At 62.4% G+C, this 19403-nt stretch carries 17 protein-coding genes; 12 read left to right on the plus strand and 5 right to left on the minus strand.

What is annotated here, in order from left to right; genetic code table 11:
* Window positions 1-21 precede the first annotated feature (21 nt).
* Together ACQRBV_RS05870 and cueR are read left to right on the plus strand one after the other, a co-directional pair.
* The gene (locus tag ACQRBV_RS05870) at window positions 22-2223 is read left to right on the plus strand and encodes a heavy metal translocating P-type ATPase (protein WP_411985122.1); all 2202 of its coding nucleotides are present in this window, start codon (window positions 22-24) and stop codon (window positions 2221-2223) included.
* Window positions 2220-2621, plus strand: coding sequence for a Cu(I)-responsive transcriptional regulator (gene cueR, locus ACQRBV_RS05875; RefSeq protein WP_060755729.1), 402 nt, complete (start codon window positions 2220-2222; stop codon window positions 2619-2621). The genes ACQRBV_RS05870 and cueR overlap by 4 nt, the downstream gene beginning before the upstream one ends.
* A 142-nt stretch (window positions 2622-2763) precedes the next feature.
* On the opposite strand, the gene ACQRBV_RS05880 is transcribed toward cueR, so the two are convergent.
* Both ACQRBV_RS05880 and ACQRBV_RS05885 read right to left on the minus strand, forming a co-directional pair.
* On the minus strand, window positions 2764-3663 hold the full coding sequence (locus ACQRBV_RS05880) for a PA4780 family RIO1-like protein kinase (protein WP_060755728.1): 900 nt from the start codon (window positions 3661-3663) through the stop codon (window positions 2764-2766).
* A gap of 124 nt (window positions 3664-3787) precedes the next feature.
* Complete coding sequence (locus tag ACQRBV_RS05885) at window positions 3788-5065, minus strand: acetyl-CoA C-acetyltransferase (RefSeq protein WP_060755727.1); 1278 nt, start codon at window positions 5063-5065, stop codon at window positions 3788-3790.
* Window positions 5066-5179: 114 nt separating this feature from the next.
* Between ACQRBV_RS05885 and ACQRBV_RS05890 the strand changes: the two genes are divergently transcribed.
* From ACQRBV_RS05890 to ACQRBV_RS05905, 4 genes are all read left to right on the plus strand, one after another.
* A complete protein-coding gene (locus tag ACQRBV_RS05890; RefSeq protein ID WP_411985121.1) occupies window positions 5180-6523 on the plus strand; it encodes a 3-oxoacyl-ACP reductase in 1344 nt (447 codons plus the stop codon).
* 2 nt (window positions 6524-6525) lie between these two features.
* Window positions 6526-7374 (plus strand): MaoC family dehydratase, encoded by an 849-nt coding sequence (locus ACQRBV_RS05895; protein ID WP_104995415.1) that lies wholly within the window; start codon window positions 6526-6528, stop codon window positions 7372-7374.
* A gap of 300 nt (window positions 7375-7674) precedes the next feature.
* Window positions 7675-9402 (plus strand): collagen-like triple helix repeat-containing protein, encoded by a 1728-nt coding sequence (locus tag ACQRBV_RS05900; RefSeq protein ID WP_411985120.1) that lies wholly within the window; start codon window positions 7675-7677, stop codon window positions 9400-9402.
* A 185-nt stretch (window positions 9403-9587) separates the two neighbouring features.
* Complete coding sequence (locus tag ACQRBV_RS05905; protein WP_104995414.1) at window positions 9588-11270, plus strand: ShlB/FhaC/HecB family hemolysin secretion/activation protein; 1683 nt, start codon at window positions 9588-9590, stop codon at window positions 11268-11270.
* Window positions 11271-11770: 500 nt separating this feature from the next.
* Here ACQRBV_RS05905 and ACQRBV_RS05910 read toward each other — a convergent pair whose 3' ends face one another.
* From ACQRBV_RS05910 to ACQRBV_RS05920, 3 genes are read right to left on the minus strand one after another with little or no spacing between them, the layout of a single operon-like run.
* Entirely contained in the window at window positions 11771-12178 is a 408-nt protein-coding gene (locus ACQRBV_RS05910; protein WP_060755723.1) for a response regulator, read from the minus strand.
* 58 nt (window positions 12179-12236) lie between these two features.
* Entirely contained in the window at window positions 12237-12425 is a 189-nt protein-coding gene (locus tag ACQRBV_RS05915) for a Flp family type IVb pilin (protein WP_060755722.1), read from the minus strand.
* Between the two features lie 36 nt (window positions 12426-12461).
* Window positions 12462-12650: a Flp family type IVb pilin gene (locus ACQRBV_RS05920; protein WP_060755721.1), complete on the minus strand. Its 189-nt coding sequence runs from the start codon at window positions 12648-12650 to the stop codon at window positions 12462-12464.
* Window positions 12651-12983: 333 nt separating this feature from the next.
* On the opposite strand from ACQRBV_RS05920, the gene cpaB reads away from it, so the two are divergent.
* The 6 genes from cpaB to ACQRBV_RS05950 are packed head-to-tail and all read left to right on the plus strand — an operon-like array spanning window position 12984 to window position 19394.
* Window positions 12984-13913: a Flp pilus assembly protein CpaB gene (gene cpaB, locus ACQRBV_RS05925; RefSeq protein WP_411985119.1), complete on the plus strand. Its 930-nt coding sequence runs from the start codon at window positions 12984-12986 to the stop codon at window positions 13911-13913.
* Between the two features lie 15 nt (window positions 13914-13928).
* Complete coding sequence (locus ACQRBV_RS05930) at window positions 13929-15149, plus strand: type II and III secretion system protein family protein (protein WP_411985118.1); 1221 nt, start codon at window positions 13929-13931, stop codon at window positions 15147-15149.
* Entirely contained in the window at window positions 15146-16339 is a 1194-nt protein-coding gene (locus ACQRBV_RS05935; protein WP_060755718.1) for a pilus assembly protein, read from the plus strand. Before ACQRBV_RS05930 ends, ACQRBV_RS05935 begins: the two co-directional genes overlap by 4 nt.
* The gene (locus ACQRBV_RS05940) at window positions 16336-17604 is read left to right on the plus strand and encodes a CpaF family protein (protein WP_198760959.1); all 1269 of its coding nucleotides are present in this window, start codon (window positions 16336-16338) and stop codon (window positions 17602-17604) included. Before ACQRBV_RS05935 ends, ACQRBV_RS05940 begins: the two co-directional genes overlap by 4 nt.
* Before the next feature lie 13 nt (window positions 17605-17617).
* Window positions 17618-18499, plus strand: coding sequence for a type II secretion system F family protein (locus tag ACQRBV_RS05945; protein ID WP_060755716.1), 882 nt, complete (start codon window positions 17618-17620; stop codon window positions 18497-18499).
* A gap of 1 nt (window position 18500) precedes the next feature.
* On the plus strand, window positions 18501-19394 hold the full coding sequence (locus tag ACQRBV_RS05950; protein ID WP_081087050.1) for a type II secretion system F family protein: 894 nt from the start codon (window positions 18501-18503) through the stop codon (window positions 19392-19394).
* The last annotated feature ends 9 nt before the right edge of the window (window positions 19395-19403 follow it).

The following is a 19403-nucleotide window of genomic DNA, read 5'->3' on the forward strand; positions in this document are numbered from 1 at the left end:
CTTCTTCTGGAGGACTGCCCCATGAATGGATCCACCGCCTTAGACCTGCCCATCAGCGGCATGACCTGTGCCAGCTGTGCCGGCCGCGTCGAACGCGCCCTGAGCAAGGTGCCGGGGGTAAAAAGCGTCAGCGTCAACCTGGCCAATGAACGTGCGCATGTCGAAGTCCTGGGGCAGCTGGACCCCGGCATGTTGATCGCTGCCGTCGACAAAGCCGGCTACAGCGCCAGCCTGCCCCAGAGTGAAACCGCTACGGACGCCAACCAGGCCCAGCGCCTGCATCGCGAACGCTGGTCGTTGTTGCTGGCAATTCTATTGGCGCTGCCGTTGGTGTTGCCCATGCTGGTGGAGCCCTTCGGCCTGCACTGGATGTTGCCCGGCTGGATGCAGTTCGCCCTGGCCACGCCAGTGCAGTTCATCTTTGGTGCACGCTTTTATATCGCCGCCTGGAAAGCCGTACGCGCCGGCGCCGGGAATATGGACCTGCTGGTGGCCATCGGCACCAGCGCCGGTTACGGCTTGAGTATCTATGAATGGCTCACCACCCCGGCAGGCGGCATGCCGCACCTGTACTTCGAAGCCTCGGCGGTAGTGATCGCCCTGGTACTGCTCGGCAAATACCTCGAAAGCCGCGCCAAACGCCAGACCGCCAGCGCCATCCGCGCCCTCGAAGCCTTGCGTCCGGAACGTGCGGTGCGGGTGCTCGATGGCCGTGAAGAAGAGGTGGCGATCAACGCGTTGAAGCTCGACGACCTGGTGCTGGTCAAGCCCGGCGAACGTTTCCCGGTGGACGGCGAAGTGGTGGACGGCCAGAGCCATGCCGACGAAGCGCTGATCAGCGGCGAAAGCCTGCCGGTGCCGAAACAGCCAGGCGACAAAGTCACCGGCGGCGCCATCAACGGTGAAGGCCGCTTGCTGGTGCGGACCCAGGCCCTGGGCGCGGAAAGTGTGCTGGCGCGAATCATCCGCCTGGTGGAAGAGGCGCAGGCGGCCAAGGCGCCGATCCAGAAACTGGTGGATAAAGTCAGCCAAGTATTCGTGCCCGCCGTGCTGGTGCTGGCGTTGATCACGCTGGTGGGCTGGTGGTGGTACGGCGCATCCCTGGAGACGGCAATCATCAATGCCGTCGCCGTCCTGGTGATCGCCTGCCCCTGCGCCCTGGGCCTGGCGACACCGACGGCGATCATGGCCGGTACCGGCGTGGCCGCGCGTAATGGCATCTTGATCAAGGACGCCGAAGCCCTGGAACGTGCGCATGAAGTCAGCGCCGTGGTGTTCGACAAGACCGGCACCCTCACTTCCGGTGCTCCGAAAATTGCCCATATGGCGGCGGTGGATGGCAATCAAGCCTTGTTGCTGCAACAGGCCGGCGCCTTGCAACGCGGCAGCGAACACCCCCTGGCCAAGGCCGTGCTGGACGCCTGCCACGAGCAGGGGCTGAACGTGGCGGATGTGAGTGCCAGCCAAGCCCTGACCGGTCGCGGTATCGCCGGCACGCTCGACGGCCGGCAACTGGCCCTGGGCAATCGCCGTCTGCTGGAAGAGGCCGGTTTGAACGCGGGTGACTTGGCCGCATCCGCCAAGGCCTGGGAGGCCGAAGGCCGCACCTTATCCTGGCTGATCGAGCAAGGCTCCCAACCCCGTGTGCTCGGGCTGTTCGCGTTCGGCGACACACTCAAGCCCGGCGCGCTGGAAGCGGTGGAGCGGCTCAAGACGCAACACATCAGCAGCCACTTGCTGACCGGCGATAATCGCGGCAGCGCCCGGGTGGTTGCGCAAGCGCTGGGCATCGAGGATGTGCACGCCGAAGTGCTGCCGGCGGACAAAGCCGCCACGGTCGCCGAGCTGAAAAGAACTGGGGTGGTGGCCATGGTTGGCGACGGTATCAACGATGCTCCAGCCCTGGCCGCGGCCGATATCGGCATCGCCATGGGCGGCGGCACCGACGTGGCCATGCACGCCGCCGGCATCACCCTGATGCGTGGCGATCCGCGCCTGGTGCCCGCGGCACTGGACATCAGCCGCAAGACCTACGCAAAAATCCGCCAGAACCTGTTCTGGGCCTTTGTGTATAACCTGATTGGCATTCCCCTCGCGGCTTTCGGCCTGCTTAACCCGGTACTGGCGGGCGCGGCGATGGCCTTGTCCAGCGTCAGCGTGGTGAGCAATGCGTTACTGTTGAAGACGTGGAAACCCAAGGACCTGGAGGATCAACGCCCATGAACATCGGCCAAGCCGCTCGCCAAAGCGGGCTGAGCGCAAAGATGATTCGCTACTACGAATCCATCGGCCTGCTCAAAGCCGCGCACCGCACCGACAGCGGCTACCGTGTATATGGCCCCGACGACCTGCACACGCTGGCGTTTATCAAGCGCTCGCGGGATCTGGGGTTTTCATTGGAAGAGGTCGGCAAGCTGCTGACCCTGTGGCAGGACCGGCAACGGGCCAGCGCTGATGTGAAAGCCTTGGCGCGCCAGCATATCGATGAGCTGAACCAGAAGATTCTGGAGCTGGGACAACTGCGCGATACGCTGCAGGACCTGGTGGAACATTGCCAGGGCGATCATCGGCCGGATTGCCCGATCCTCAAGGAATTGGCCTCAGGCAGTTGCTGTACCTGATGCCTGACTGACTCCACACATCAAAATGTGGGAGGGGGCTTGCTCCCGATTGCAGTGGGTCAGCTACAGATAAGTTGACTGATCCACCGCTATCGGGAGCAAGCCCCCTCCCACATTTTTCAGATCTTCATTTGTTGCAAGATCACTGCATCCAGGGCGGTGGCGGGGGTTCGTCAGACGCTTTGCCGGGTGGCGCATCATCCGCCGCACGAATTGCCTGGCGACGTTCTTCATCCCGCCGTGCCGCTTCGATTTCGCGCATCACGCCACCCACATCCGCCTGCTCTTCCGGTTCGTCGAACTCGCCGGTCAAGACGCTGGCCGGGTGCAGCGTACCGGCTTCGTACAACGCCCACATTTCCTTGGCGTACTTGGTCTTTTTCAACTCCGGGGCAAAGCGCCCGAAGTAGGACGCCATGTTGCCCACGTCCCGCTCCAGCATGCTGAACGCGTGGTTGTTGCCCGCCGCATCCACCGCCTGGGGCAGGTCGATGATCACCGGGCCGGTCGGGGTGAGCAGCACGTTGAACTCGGACAAGTCACCGTGCACCAGGCCGGTACACAGCATCAGCACGATCTGGGAGATCAGGAAGGCGTGGTACTCGCGCGCCTGGTCCGGCTCCAGCACCACGTCATTCAGACGCGGCGCCGCATCGCCGTACTCGTCGGCCACCAGCTCCATCAACAGCACGCCTTCGAGGAAATCGTAGGGTTTAGGCACGCGCACACCGGCACCGGCCAGGCGGAACAACGCCGCCACTTCGGCGTTTTGCCAAGCATCTTCGGTTTCTTTACGGCCAAACTTGGAACCCTTGGCCATGGCGCGGGCTTGCCGGCTGTTGCGGACCTTGCGGCCCTCCTGGTATTCGGACGCCTGACGAAAACTTCGTTTATTCGCCTCCTTGTAAACCTTGGCGCAACGTAATTCGTTACCGCAGCGCACCACATAAACAGCTGCTTCTTTACCACTCATGAGTGGGCGCAGCACTTCGTCGACCAGACCGTCTTCGATCAGGGGTTCAATGCGTTTAGGAGTCTTCATCAGCTTTTATTGTGGGTCCTGTATTACCAAACACGCGTGTGGCACTCGTTATACGGCAATCGGCTCGCCGGTGGGAGGGGCTACCGACCGTTGATCACTTAAGAATGCATCCAATATGCCAGTTTCATCGCTCAATGATCGCGGTAACCCCCTGCCCACCGGCTGCACAGATGGAAATCAGGCCGCGCCCCTTGCCCGCCGCATCCAACAATTTGGCCAGGTTGGCGACGATACGCCCGCCTGTGGCGGCGAACGGGTGCCCGGCGGCCAGCGAACTGCCCTTGACGTTGAGCCGACTGCGGTCGATGGCACCCAACGGCGCATCCAGCCCCAGGCGTGTTTTGCAGTAATCCGCATCTTCCCAGGCTTTGAGCGTGCACAACACCTGGGCAGCAAAGGCTTCGTGGATTTCGTAGTAATCGAAGTCCTGCAGCGTCAGGCCATTCCTTGCCAGCAAACGCGGCACCGCATACACGGGCGCCATCAACAAGCCTTCGGCGCCGTTGACGAAATCCACCGCCGCCGCCTCGCCATCGCGCAAGTACGCCAAAATCGGCAAGCCACGCTCCTTGGCCCAGGCTTCACTGCCCAGCAATACCAATGACGCACCGTCGGTGAGCGGCGTGGAATTACCGGCGGTCAGCGTGCCCTTGTCGCTGCGCTCGAATACCGGCTTGAGGCTGGCGAGTTTTTCCAGGGTCAGGTCGGCGCGCAGGTTGTTGTCGCGGGTCAGGCCCAAAAACGGTGTCAGCAGATCGTTGTGCCAGCCTTCAGCGTAGGACGCGGCCATTTTCTGGTGGCTTTCAAGTGCCAGCTGATCTTGCTCGGCACGCGGAATCTGCCAGGTTTGCGCCATCAGCTCACAGTGCTGGCCCATGGACAAACCCGTGCGCGGTTCACCGTTGCGCGGCAGCTCGGGCTTGAGGTGATGAGGGCGGAGTTGTAACAGCAGTTTTAATTTATCTGCCATGGATTTGCTGCGGTTGGCCTGCAGCAGAATCTTGCGCAGTCCTTCATTCACGCCGATCGGCGCGTCGGAAGTGGTATCCACCCCACCGGCAATCCCGCATTCGATCTGGCCCAGGGCGATCTTGTTGGCCACCAGCAATGCCGCCTCAAGCCCCGTGCCGCAAGCCTGTTGAATATCGTACGCCGGGGTTTGCGGCGACAGGCGTGAGCCCAGCACACATTCGCGGGTGAGGTTGAAGTCGCGGGAATGTTTGAGCACCGCTCCGGCCGCCACCTCACCGATCCGCAGGCCGTGCAGGTTGTAGCGTTCGATCAGGCCCTCCAGGGCAGCGGTCAGCATGGCCTGGTTGCTCGCCGTGGCATAGGGGCCGTTGGAGCGGGCGAAGGGAATGCGATTACCGCCAATGATCGCTACACGGCGCAATTGAGTCATGGAAAGCTCCCTGATGGTGGTGGGTGGAATCATCAAGCCTAGCCTAGGCTCAATCGAACGACCGTTACCCATTGATGGTCCACCGTTTGAACCCCAGCACTCGGAGAGCGTTCCATGTCTGACCGTTATATCGACTTCGCCAACTCAAGCCTCGGCCATCGCCTGGTCGCCGCCATTGGCCTGCCGTCACCGGTACGCCTGGAACGCTGGCAGGCCGGACGCCTGCGCCCGGTCGAAGGCGCCCTGCTGCTCGGCGCCGGCGCGCTGGCGAACCAGGTGCACACCTTCGCCCATAAACTCACCGACGCCATCTACAGCTACGGCACCACGACGTCGACGTGGATTCCGGGCCACGGCCCCAAGCTCAAGGCGGTGGTGTTCGATGCCAGTGACCTGCAACACACCGACCAGCTCAAGCAGTTGCGTGAGTTCTTCCAGCCCCTGTTGAAAAACCTGGATAACAGCGCGCACCTGGTGATTCTCGGCCGTGCGCCGGAGAGCCTCAGCGACCCGTTCGCCGCCAGCGCACAACGGGCCCTGGAGGGTTTCAGCCGCTCGTTGGCCAAGGAACTGCGCAACGGCGGTGTGGCGCAGTTGCTGTATGTCGGCGACGGTGCCGAGGAGCAGTTGGAAGGCGCATTGCGGTTTTTCCTCTCGCCTAAAAGCGCCTATATCTCCGGCCAGGTCATTCGCCTGCAAGCCTGCGCCACTGCGGTCGAGGATTGGACTCGCCCTCTCGCCGGGCGCAAGGCCCTGGTGACCGGTGCCGCCCGAGGTATTGGCGCGTCCATTGCTGAAACCCTCGCCCGCGACGGTGCAGAGGTGATTCTGCTCGACGTGCCCCAGGCCAAGGCTGATCTCGAAGCCCTCGCCGCCCGTCTCGGGGCACGTACCCTCGTGCTGGATATCTGCGCAGAAGACGCCGCCACGCGGCTGATCGAACAGTTGCCGGATGGCCTCGATATCCTGGTGCACAATGCCGGTATCACCCGCGACAAGACCCTGGCGAACATGACCCCGGAATATTGGGACGCGGTACTGGCGGTCAATCTCACTGCCCCCCAGGTGCTGACCAAGGCGTTGCTCGACAGCGGCACCCTGCACGACAACGCCCGCGTGGTGCTGCTGGCCTCCATCAGTGGCATTGCCGGCAACCGTGGGCAAACCAACTATGCCGCGAGCAAGGCCGGCTTGATCGGGTTGGCGCAGGCGTGGGCGCCATTGCTGAAGGAACGCGGGATCAGCATCAACGCAGTGGCGCCCGGGTTTATCGAAACCCAGATGACCGCGCATATTCCCTTCGCCCTGCGTGAAGCCGGGCGGCGCATGAGTTCGTTGGGCCAGGGCGGCCTGCCCCAAGACGTGGCTGAGGCCGTGGCCTGGCTTGGCCAACCGGGCTCTGGTGCGGTCAGCGGCCAAGCCTTGCGCGTGTGTGGGCAAAGCCTGCTGGGAGCCTGAACATGGAATGGCAGACACTCGACCGCACCCCGCCTCTGCCGCCGCTGTACTGGCGGGCCGCGCTCAAGCGCAAGATCACCGGCGAAACCCTGCCCGATGCAGGACTGCGCTGTCACATTCGCCTGAACCCCACGGAGGTGGCCGCCTATCGCCAGGTCTGCGGGTTCGCTGACAGCTCGGTCCTGCCAGGGACTTATCCGCATATCCTGGCGTTTGGTTTGCAGATGCAATTACTCACCGACAAACAGTTTCCCTTTCCTTTGCTGGGGCTGATTCACCTGAGCAATCGGATCCGTATCCATCGTCCGCTGGGAGGCGTGAGCAATGTGCTGATCAGCGTGTACGCGCACAACCTGCGGCCCCATGCCAAGGGGGCGACCTTTGATATTGTGACCACAGTCGAGGATTCACTGGGACTGTTGTGGGAGGCGGATAGCCGTATGCTCTGCCGCGCAGTGAAACTCGAAGGCGACGCCCAGGAAGAGCATTTGTCGGTAACCGATAACGTCAGCGAACTGGCCCGCTGGAAGGCGCCCGCCGATATTGGCCGCCGATACGCTCGGGTATCCGGCGATTACAACCCGATCCACCTGAGCGCATTGACGGCCAGGCTCTTCGGGTTCCCCCAGGCTATCGCCCATGGGCTGTGGAATACCGCCCGGACACTGGCCGCATTGCACGAGCATTTGCCCGCCGCCAATGTCGAGATAGACGTCGAATTCAAAAAGCCGGTGCGCCTGCCCAGTGAAGTTGTATTACTCACCACGGCTGCGGGTTCCAGTGGCGAGTTGCAACTCAAGGGGGCCGGCGACATTCAACATATGCTCGGCAAGTGGCGACCTATTGCGTGAACCACAGGAATTAATTGTATATAAACCCTAAGTTATAGCGGACGCTTCGACGTCCGCTTTTTTACTTAACTCATTGTTCTTCATGAAAGAACACTATCCAAAAGCCCTCTCTTTTACACACTTGGTATTAGTCATTAAGCCAACTAATGCCGCGCCTATATAAATCGTTAATACCAAGTTGAGCATTGCGATAAAGAGCACTCAGGTCTGTGATTAGCCCACGGACAAACGTATGCCTATCCCTAGAAATAGTCGACGTTTGAAACAACCAAGGTTGTACAGGTGCAAGGGAACTCAATCATGAAAACTCAAACTCAAGTAGTGCTATGGAAAGCAAGTACCGCGCTGGCCCTGGTCATGGCGATGAGCCTTGGCGGCTGCAGCAGCGGTGGCGGCGGCCATCACAGCAGTGTGGCGGCGTCTTCCCCGGATGCGGGTGCGGGAAGTGGTAGTGGAGGCACAGGTGGCGGTAGTGGGACTGGAAGCGGCACTGGCGGTACCGGCGGTGGCACTGCTGGCACTGGCGGCGGCACTGACGGCACCGGCGGTGGCACTGCTGGCACTGGCGGCGGCACTGACGGCACCGGCGGTGGCACTGGCGGCACCGGCGGCGGTACTGGCGGCATCGGCGGTGGCACTGCTGGTACTGGCGACGGCACTGGCGGCACCGGCGGTGGCACTGGCGGCACCGGCGGTGGTACTGGCGGCACCGGTTCGACAACCACCCCGCTGGTCACAGGCCAGATCGCAGGCACGCTGGGCACTACCGTCGGTAACGTCGGTGCTGCCGTCGGCGATCTTGGCTCGACACTCAACGGCGTTCCCGTCGTCGGTGTCACGGCCGGTGGCCTCGTCACCGCGACCGGCAATGCCGTCACCAGCATCGGCAGCGGCGTGACCAATGGCCTGGGTACCCTGGGCACCAACAGCAATGCGCTGGGCACCACCGTCGCCGGCATCGGTACTGGCGTGGCCAACCTCGGCACCGGCGTATCGAACACCGGCAGCACCCTGGGCACCACGTTGGGTGGCGTGCCAGTCGTCGGCGGGTTGACCGGCGGCGTCGGCACCGCAGCGGGGGGGCTGGTGAGTAACGTTGGCCAAGCCGTGACCATGCTCGGCGATACCCTGAGTACCGCCAGCACCACCGGACCACTGGGCAGCGCAACCAACACCCTGAGCAGGAGTGCACTGGTACCGGTGGTTTCCCTGGTGGAAAACACTACTGGCAACCTCGGTAGAGCTACCGGCCTGGGCACTCCGCTCAACGGCCTGCTGAATCAAGTCGGCTCGACCGTTACTGGCGTAGGCGGCCAAGTCGCCGGTGCCGGCGGCGCAGGCAACCCTGTCACCACGGCGGCCGGCGGCGCGCTGGCCAGCGTCGGTGGCGTGCTCAACCAGTCGGGTGGCTATGTTGCGCCCGCCGGCGGTGCCGCTGCTCCCGGCTTGCCGGAACTGGTCGGCGGTGTAGTCGCCAACGTAGGTAACGGCCTGACGGCCGGCAGTACTAACGGCACAGTCGGTACTGCGGGTGTCACCGGTGGGGCACTGGGCAATACCGTGGCCTCGCTGGGCACTGTCATCGGCGGCACCGGCGTCGCCAATACCGCCCCCACGACGCCAGTCGCAGGCTTGGCGACCAACGTCGGCACAGCGCTGGCCCCGGTCACCAACGGCGTCACCAGCCTGACGCAAAACGTCGGCACCACCACCGGCATCGGCGCTCCGGTCAACGGTCTGGTCACCCAGGTCGGCGGCGCTGTCAGCAGCCTGGGCACCAACCTGACCACCGCCAACGCCAACCCGGTCACCAACGCCGTGGGCACGACGGTAACGTCGCTCGGCAACACCGTAGGCTCAGTGGGTGGCTTGGTCACCGGCGGAACCGGCAGCACGGGTGGCGGCCTGCTCGGTGGCTTGAACGTCGGCGCCAGCACCACGACCAACACCTCGGTCAACGGCAGTGCCAGCACCGGGACAACAGGTGGCCTGGGAGGCTTGCTGAACGGCCTGACAGGCCCTAATTAGAATTGCACCTGGCCGATTAGACGGCCTCCCCTCCAGCGCCTACGCTTGGTTGAGACGAGAGACCCTGAGTAAGTCTCTCGTCTTTTTTATGGGCCGGCCTTGTCGAACAACGCCTGGTCCTCCCGAACCGAGTCCCAGAACCCGGCGGGCCCGAGACGCTGCTGCAGTTGACCATGGAGTGTCCTATGCGCGTGTTCACACCGTTGTTAGTCCTTTCCCTCAGTGCTTACGCCCAAGCCGAGAGCCTGCCCAACTTTCTCAACAGCAACGACACCATCCGCAACCTGCCGGTGCCTAACCTGCCCGCCGACGCCTACCGACCGGTCACGCCCAAGACCCAGGTGCCGGAGGCCCCCGCTTCCCAGGGCCAGCCTCTGTTGATGGGCACCAAAATCACCATCCGCAAGCTGCAGATCGAGGGCGGCACGATCTACCCGCTCGGCGAGACCGCCAAAGCCTACTCGGCGTTGATCGGTCATGAGACCAACCTGGCGCAATTGATCGAAGCCACCCGCAGCATCACCCGTCGTTATCAAGAGGACGGTTACCTGCTGTCCTACGCCTTCCTGCCGCAACAGAACTTTGAAAACGGCCTGGTACGCGTAGTGCTGGTGGAGGGCTACATCAAGGACTACCAACAGAGCGGCGACATCGGTTCGGTGTCGGCCTATGTCGATAAACTGGCGAACAAACTCCTCGCCGAACGCCCGCTCACGCGCAAGACGTTCGAGCGCTATACCACGCTTATGGGCCGTATCCCCGGCGTGACGCTGCAAGCGCAAGTACCGCCGCCGGGGACCACCGATGGCGCCGCGCACATGGTGATCCAGGCCAGCCGCAAACCCTTCACCACCAGCATGAGCCTGGAGGAAGACAACCGCAGCGGCACCCAAGCGTTGCTCACCGCCACCAGCAATGCCCAGACATCCATGGGCGAACAGCTCAACGTCAGCGGCCTGTTTCCACCCGGCGACGACAAAAAGCATTATTACCGCGTGGGCTACAGCCAGTTCATCAATGCCGAAGGCAGCCAGCTTGTGCTGGGGGCCGAACGTTATCGCGCGGACCCCAAAAGCAATATTCAGCTGGACGGCGGCTTCGAACTCAAGCCGCACCAGTCGATCGATCGCTACACCATCGGCCTCAGCCACCCGCTGATCGCCTCGCCCACCGAATCCTTGACCCTGGGCGCGCGCCTGTATGCGGTGGACCAAACCACACGCTATCAACTGGTGGGCTACCCCAACCGCTTCGATATCGAAACCAACCTGCGCGCGCTGGCGTTCGAAGGTGACTGGCGCAAGGCCGACGCCCGGCAATTGCGCATCCTCAGCGCCGGTCTGTATCAGGGTATCAACGGCCTGGGCGCCAGGACGCACAGTGATCTGACCAGTACCACGCCTGACCTCGACTTCTTCCGCCTGCGCCTCTCCGGCGTGCAGAGCGACAAGTTCTTCGATAACTGGCAAGGGGTACTGTCGGGCGCGTTCTACTGGAGCGATGCCACCCTGCCCGACAGCGAACGCGCCACCTTCGGCGGGCAGAACTTCGGCCGTGGCTACCCTGACGACCAGGCTTCCGGTGACAAGGGTTGGGGCGTGGCGTACGAGGTCAACTACAGCTTCAACCGCGCCGGTGACTGGGTGAAGGTGCTGCAACCCTACGTTGTGCTTGATCGTGCCAAGACCTGGTTCAACACGCTGCCGGTCAAGGGCAACGACATGTCATCGGCGGCCGTGGGCCTGCGTTTTGGCGATAACAAGTACTACAACATCGCGCTGGAAGCCTCCAAACCCATGTCGGATATCGCCCTCGACAGCCTCAACCGGCGGCCGCGGTATACGCTGAGCTTCAGCTACCAGCTCTGACGATCGTAGTGAGCGGGCTTGCCCCGCGCTGGGTGGCGAAGCCGCCCCAAACCGGCCAACTCCGGCTTTTCTGAAAGACCGTGGTGTTCTTGTTGGGGCTGCTACGCAGCCCAGCGCGGGGCGAGCCCGCTCACTACAAGGCGAGGGGACCGACCAAGCGCACCCGGACAGAGCTCTGGTGATAACTTGTAGTGAGCGGGCTTGTCCCGCGCTGGGTGGCGAAGCCGCCCCAAAGCCGGCCAACTCCGGTTTTTCTGAAAGACCGTGGTGTTCTTGTTGGGGCTGCTTCGCAGCCCAGCGCGGGGCGAGCCCGCTCACTACTGGGCGAGGGGACCGACCAAGCGCACCCGGACAAAGCTCTGGCAATAATTGTAGTGAGCGGACTTGTCCCGCGCTGGGTGGCGAAGCCGCCCCAAAGCCGGCCAACTCCGGTTTTTCTGTAACACCGTGGTGTTCTTGTTGGGGCTGCTGCGCAGCCCAGCGCGGGGCGAGCCCGCTCACTACAAGGGGTGTTTGATCAGGGGGAAGAGGTTGTTGAGGGTATCGATCAAGCGCACCAGGTAGATGGGCTTGCGAAACAGATCCAGCACCTGCAAACGCAGCATATCGCTGACATCATCCATCTGAGCATGCCCCGACATCACGATCACCGGCAAGTGCTGGCGCTCAGTGTGTTCGCGCAGGCGCTTGATCAGTGAGATACCGCTTTCCTCGGGCATGCTCAGGTCGGTGATCACCAGGGCGATGTCCGGGTTCAGGGTCAACTCCTGCAAGGCGAGGGTGACGGAGGTGGCGGTAAAGCAAACGAAGCCCTCGTTCTCCAGCGACTCGGCCAGTTCTACGAGGGCATCTTCTTCGTCGTCCACCAACAGGATTTGTTGGCGAAAAGGTGCAGTTGCAGCATTCATGGGTACTACCTAGCGTTGCCAAACAATGACGTGTGTACTCACCGATGCTGTCTGAAGCTCAGGTTATAGCGGTCGTGATTTTAGCAATGAACGTCGTGATCTGCGGCCCCAGGGTCGCCCCCGCCGCCAGTACGACCAGCGCCACGATAGCCACGAGAATGAGGTATTCAATCGCCGTAGCGCCGTCTTTGCGATACAACAGCAATAGTAGCTGGTCACGCACTTTCATCAACAGATCAAGGACCATAGCACTTCTCCTCAGTCGCAGGATACGGTCTGGAACTCAGGTCAGGGCAGTGTTGATTTTACCGAAGAAGGTCGTGATTTTAGGTCCCAGGGTTGTCCCGGCAGCCAGGATCACCAGGGCCACGATGGCTACCAGAATCAGGTACTCAATCGCCGTAGCGCCGTCTTTGCGCTGAAAAAGCAACTGAAGTTGAATATGAAGTTTTACCAACAACTCAAGGATCATCGTACTTCTCCTCAGGCGCTGGGCGCCTTATCAGCACGCCGCACAGTAATTGCGATGTGCCATCTGAGCATTGTCAACAAACCCCAGCCTCACAACTGTAAGAACTGATTAATCACAAAGTAGGGGGTTACTTTATTGACGCCTTAATTCCGTGGTTTTCAACGTCATCCCGCCCTTCGCACAAGAAAACTTGCTGTCAGTAATGGCATTTTGTCCTAGCTGAACTACCTTCAAATAGCGAAATAGTTAGTCACAGGTTCATAGCAGCCGCGTTGCGAAATTAGCCCGCTCGGAGAGACGGGTGTGTCGTGCAACAGCAAAGGGAGCGCCGTCATGAACACGCGTCTGAGCATGGTGTTGGCCGGGGTGCTTCTGCTCGGTGCGCTGTTTGCCGGTTATTGGGGATTGGTCCTGAGCCGGGCGCCTGTACCGGCACCGCCTCCCCCGGTCCCCCAGGCAGCACCTGTCGAAAAAGCCGTTACCGTGGTGGAAGACCAGACCCGCCAACCGGTGGTGGTACTGGCCCGCGACGTCCCACCCTTTGTGCCCCTGAGCGCCGCCGATCTCGCGGTGGAAAAACTGCGTACCGTACCGGCCGGCAGCATGAGCAGCGTCGACCAGGCCATCGGCCGCACGCCTTGGCGAGCCCTGCGGGCAGGCACCTGGTTGAATGAAGACAGTTTCACCCCAGGTGGCCCGCTGGCGCGAATGATTCGCCCCGACGAACGCGCACTGGCCGTAGCCGTGGATGAAGTGATTGGCGCGGCCGGCCAACTGAGCCCCGGTGATTATGTGGACGTATTGCTGTACCTGCGCCAGGACGCCGCCAACCTCGAACAATCGGCCCAGGTGGTGGTGCCCGCCATGCGTTTGCTCAGCGTCGGCGATCAAATGGGCTTGAGCAATGATGGCACCCCAGTCTCCCCGCCTGCGCTCACCGCCGAGGAACGAGCCCAGCGTCGCGGCCCGCCACGCACCGTGGTGTTGGCGGTGCCCGAGGCCCTGCTGAGCCGCCTGATGCTCGCCACTCAAGCCGGCACTTTACGCCTGGCAGTACGCAGTGCCGACGAACGTTTACTGGGCCAATACTGGGCCGGCGAAAGCGATGTGCCGGGCAAGGTGCAAAGCGCCAACCGCGACCTCTATCAGTTCACGCAACTGGCCTTCGCCCAAGCGCCGAAAAAACTCGTCCAGGGCAGCCCGCGTCGCACCGGTATCGAGGTGATCCGCGGCAATCAAGCCACCCAACAAACGCCTGACTGAACAAGGATGCCCTGCATGAACCGACGTTTCGCACCCGTGTTCACGCTGAAAATCGCCTGTGCCCTGCTGCTGTCGAGCCTGTCCGTGGAACTGGCCGTGGCTGCCCCCGGCAATTGCGCCAGCCTGGGTCAACTACCCGCCGCCCTGTCGGTGGGTGAAGGCTTGCAACAGGAACTGCAATCACCGGTAGCCATCACCCGCCTGGCGATTGGTGACCCGAAAATTGCCGACGTCCACCTCAACGGCGACCGGGGTTTCCTGCTGACCGGCGTCGCCTCCGGCACCACCAGCCTGATGGTCTGGACCGCCTGTTCGAACACGCCACGCCAGAGCATGGTGTTCGTCAAGGGCAAGGCCATCTCGGCGCTGACCAGCCTGTCGTTGTCGCCATCGGAAGACCCCTTGCTGCCCAGCCAGGTACAGACCGATATCCGTTTTGTCGAGGTCAGCCGCACCAAGCTCAAGGAGGCCAGCACCAAGATTCTGGGCAATGGTAAAAACTTCTTCCTGGGCAGCCCTAGCCTGGTATCGCCTTCCGAAGGGGTCTTCAAACTGCCGGTGAGCCCCGACAACTTCAATATCGGGTTTGGCGGGGGGCGCGTATCCGCGATGATCAATGCCCTGGAAAGCAGCGGGTTCGCCTATACCCTGGCACGTCCAAGCCTGGTGGCCATGAGCGGCCAGAGTGCGACCTTCCTGGCGGGCGGCGAGGTGCCGATCCCGGTGCCGAGCAGCGCCAGCAACAATATCTCGATCGAATACAAAGAGTTCGGCATCCGCCTGACCTTGACCCCGACCGTGATCGACCGTAACCGGATCTCCCTCAAAGTCGCACCGGAAGTCAGTGAGCTGGACTACACCAACGCGGTGGTCATCGACAATATCAAGGTCCCGGCCCTGACCATTCGCCGCACGGACACCAGCGTGTCCCTGGCAGACGGTGAAAGCTTCGTGATCAGCGGGCTGATCAGCAGCAGCAACACCACCAGCATCAGCAAGTTTCCCGGCCTGGGTGACATCCCGATCCTGGGCGCGTTCTTTCGCGATTCCAACATCAATCGCCAGGACAAGGAACTGCTGATGATCGTCACCCCGCACCTGGTGCAGCCGTTGGCGGCCAATGCCCAGTTGCCGTCCTTGCCAGGCGAGAAACTGCGTAATTACGACCCGAACTGGTATCGCCTGTACTTCCTGGAAAACGGCAACTTCGACCGACTCAACGGACTGTCCCAATGAGCGATAGCCTGAGCCAGACGTTCCTGGCAATCACGCGCAACACCACCGACCTGGAATGGCTGCAGGGCGCGCTGGCCCCACTTGGCCAAGTGGTCAGCGCCGGCAGCGGCACCCTGGACGAACTGCTTGCCTTGGTCGATGTGACCTTCGCCGGCTTGGTGTTTATCGGCCTTGACCGCGAACACGTGGTGGCCCAAAGCGCGTTGATCGAAGGCGCCCTGGAAGCCAAACCGATGCTCGCCATCGTCGCCCTCGGTGACGGCATGGACAACCAGCTGGTACTCAATGCCATGCGCGCCGGCGCGCGGGATTTTGTCGCCTACGGCTCGCGCTCCAGCGAAGTGGCCGGGCTGGTAAGGCGCCTGAGCAAACGCCTGCCGCCGGTCACCACCAACACCCAGCTGGGTGGCCTCAGCGTGCTGTATGGCACCCAAGGCAATGCCGATGGCGCACTGTTGGCCAGCCACCTGGCGCTGGTCGTACAAAAGAGTGGTCAGCACACCTTGCTGCTGGACTTGGGCCTGCCCCGAGGTGACAGCCTGGCGCTGCTGGGGCTGGAAAGCTCGTTCCATTTCGGCGATGCCCTGCGCCACCTGCGACGGCTGGACACGACCCTGATCAACAGCGCGTTCACCAGCGCGCAAGACGGCCTGCGCATTCTGGCCTACGCCCCCAACGATGAGCCCCTGGAGCGCACCAGCGCCGCCGAGTTGTACATGCTGCTCAGCGCGTTGCGCCAACATTTCCAGCACATTGTGGTGAACCTGGTTGGCCAACCGGACAGCGAAGCCCTGCGCACCTTCGTCAGCCATTGCGACAAGCTGTTGTGGTACACCGACCAGAGCGTGCTGGACTGCCGACGCAACCTCGCGGTGCTGAACCTGTGGCGCGAAAAGGGCATGAAGCTGGAGCACGCCAAACTGTTGGTCGACAGCTACCTCAAGAGCTGTGCACCGGACGCCGAAACCCTGGGCAAAAGCTTTGGCCTGGAGGTGATTGCCGTGCTGCCGCTGAGCCCGGACGTGCGCCTGAATGCAAAAAACCAGGGCCAGACCTTGTTCGCCCTGGCGCCACGCGAACCCCTGACCCAGGGTCTGAAAACCCTCGGGGAGCGCCTGGCAAAACGTTCGGCAGGCAACGAACAACCCTCCAACAAATGGCTTGATCGCCTGTTGAGAGCCGGCAAATGAACAGTGAAAAACTTTTCGGTGCCCCTACCGCAGGCTTCGGTAGCAACACCGAGCACGACGGGCTCAAGCTGGTGTTCCATCGCTACATCATCGATGCCATCGAGGAGTCGGGGAAAAACCTGCTGGAAGGTTCTCGCCAGTTACTGGCGCAGTTTGTCATCGACAAAGTGGCCGAATACAGCAACCGCATGCACTTGGCGATCTCCCGCTATGAGATGGAACGCCTGGCCGAAGAAATCGTCGACGAGCTGACCGGCTTCGGCCCGCTGGAAGTGCTGCTGCGCGACCCGTCCGTTACCGAGATCCTGGTCAACGGCCCGCACCGGGTGTTTATAGAACGCGACGGCCTGCTGCACCAGAGCGACCTGCGGTTCATCGACTCGCACCATGTGGAGCGTGTGATGCAGCGCATCCTCGCGCCCCTCGGGCGACGCCTGGACGAGTCCTCGCCCATGGTCGATGCGCGCCTGCCCGATGGCAGCCGGGTCAACGCGATCATCCCGCCGATCGCCCTGGACGGGCCATGCCTGTCGATTCGCAAGTTTCGCAAGGACATGCTCAAGAGCAGCGACCTGGTGGCCATGCAGACCATCGACCAGAACATCTTCGACTTCTTCCAGGAGGCCGTGGGCAAGCGCTGCAACATCCTCATCAGCGGCGGCACCGGCACCGGCAAAACCACATTGCTGAACATCCTCAGCCAACTGATCAACCCCCATGAACGGCTGGTGACCATCGAAGACGTGGCCGAACTGCAACTGGGCCACCCCCATGTGGTGCGCCTGGAAACCCGCCCGCCGAATGCCGAGGGCCATGGCGAGGTCAAGGCCAGCGACCTGATCCGCAACGCCCTGCGGATGCGCCCCGACCGCATCATCCTGGGTGAGATCCGTGGCGTGGAAGTGCTCGATGTCCTCACCGCCATGAACACCGGCCACGACGGTTCCATGAGTACCGTGCATGCCAACAACGCCGCCGATGCCCTGCTGCGCCTGGAAACACTGGTGGGCCTGACTGGCCGGACGGTGGCGGAAAAAACCCTGCGCCAAATGATCTGTGCGGCGCTGGATGTGGTGATTCAACTGACCCGCCTGCCCGACGGCCGCCGCTGTGTGAGCGAAGTGGTCGAGGTGGTGGGCATTCGCGAAGACGTGTACGTGACCAACACGCTGTTCCGCCATGACCGGCGAACCGGCTTCGGCTTCCTGCGCGAGGCGGTCAACCCGGCCGGTGAAAAGCTGCGCCGCGAACCGGCATTGCCGTGAAAGGGATTCGACCATGACTGGGGCCATCCTGCTGCTGATTTGCCTGATCCTGACCGGCCTGTCGATTCGATCGTTTTACCATGGCCTGCGCCGCGCCCAGACCGAACGCGTTTTGGACCGTCTTGCCGAAGGCCAGCCCAAGCTCGCCGAAGAGGCCAGCCACTGGAACGGCCTGGAGCGCATGTTCCTGCGCGCAGGCTTGGGCAAACCCAGTGACAGCCTGGGGCTGTGGCTGGCGTTGTGGGCCCTGGGCGTCGCGTTGGGGTTGATGGTTGCCGGCTGGTTTGGCCTGGTGATGATGCTGCTGGTGCCACCGCTGTTGCTGCGTTTGTACCTCGCCTGGCGGTATCAGCGGCTCATCAAGCGCATGATCGAACAGCTGCCGCAGTTGCTCGATCACACCGTACGCAGCCTCAAGGCCGGGCGCACCTTGACCGACGCGGTGCTGGGCGGCATCGAGGTCAGCGAAGACCCACTGAAAAAAGCCATGGGCCGCATCCAGCGCAACGTGCAGTTGGGCGTCAGCCTGCCGGAGTCGACGCATGACTTTGCCGAATTCTATGAGCGCGACGAATTTCGCCTGTTCGCGTTGGGCTTGAAGGTCAACCACCGCTATGGCGGCAACGCCAGCGAGCTGTTGGAAAACCTGATCAAGATGATCCGCGAACGCGAGCAAGCCGCCCGTCAGCTGCGCGCCCTGACCGGCGAAACTCGGGTGACCGCCTATGTCCTCACCGCCCTGCCGATTTCCATGGTGGGCTACTTCCTGGCAGTGAACCCCGCGTACCTGATGACCATGTGGAACGACGACACGGGTCGCCTGTTGCTGTTCGTGGCCCTGGCCATGCAGCTCATGGGTTGCTTCACCTTATGGCGTATGTTGCGGAGTGTATGACATGGCGATTGCCCTGCTGATCAGCGCCGTCCTGTTCCTTGCCGCCCTGGCGCTGGTGCTCGCCAACCTGGTCAGGCAGCGACGCGGCCAACGCCTGGTTGCCCAGCGCCTGCAGGGCCAGCTGGCCCGCAAAGACAAATTCGGCAGCCTGATGCAGCAACTGGGCAGCAGCCCGCTGGCGCAACGTTCGCTCAGCCTGGACCATGAAACCCAGGTCCTGCTCAACCGGGTCGGCTGGCGTAAAGCCAGCCAACGCTCGATGTTCGCCGCCTTCCAGATCGGCACGCCGCTGGTGCTGATGGGCCTTGTGGGGGTGGCCCAGGGCGTGTTGTTTGGCCACAGCGACTCGCCCTGGCTCGCGCCCCTGATCGCCTTGGGCATTGGCTACCTGCTGCCCAAGCGCGTGTTGTCCAGCCTCGCCAAAAGTCGGCAGCAGCAGATCGCCCGCGAGGTGGCAACCTTCATCCCGCTGCTGCGCATCCTGTTCGAATCAGGCATGGCCGTCGAACAGACACTGCGCGTGCTCAGCCTTGAAGCGCAGCGCCTGCTGCCGGCCTTGACCCATGAGCTGCGCCTGATCCTGACACGGGTCGACTCCGGCCTGGAACTCAGCGAGGAGCTGGGTAAGACCGCCCGGCTGCTGGCCGTGGATGAGTTCACCGATACCTGCACCATCCTCCAGCAACTGGTCCAGCAAGGGGGCGGCGCGATGAAGTCGTTGCTGGCGCTCAAGCAATTGCTCGACGACCGCCGCCTGACCCGCATCCAGGAATTCGTTTCGAAGATGTCGGCGAAGATGTCGGTGGTGATGATGGTTTTTCTGTTTCCCGCCTTGCTGATCGTGCTCGGAGGGCCTGCGTTCATCGGCATCTCCCGAGCCTTGAGTAACCTATGAGGAGCGCCC

It is taken from the genome of Pseudomonas sp. R11F (assembly GCF_050312575.1).
GTDB classification, from domain to species: Bacteria; Pseudomonadota; Gammaproteobacteria; order Pseudomonadales; family Pseudomonadaceae; genus Aquipseudomonas; species Aquipseudomonas palleroniana.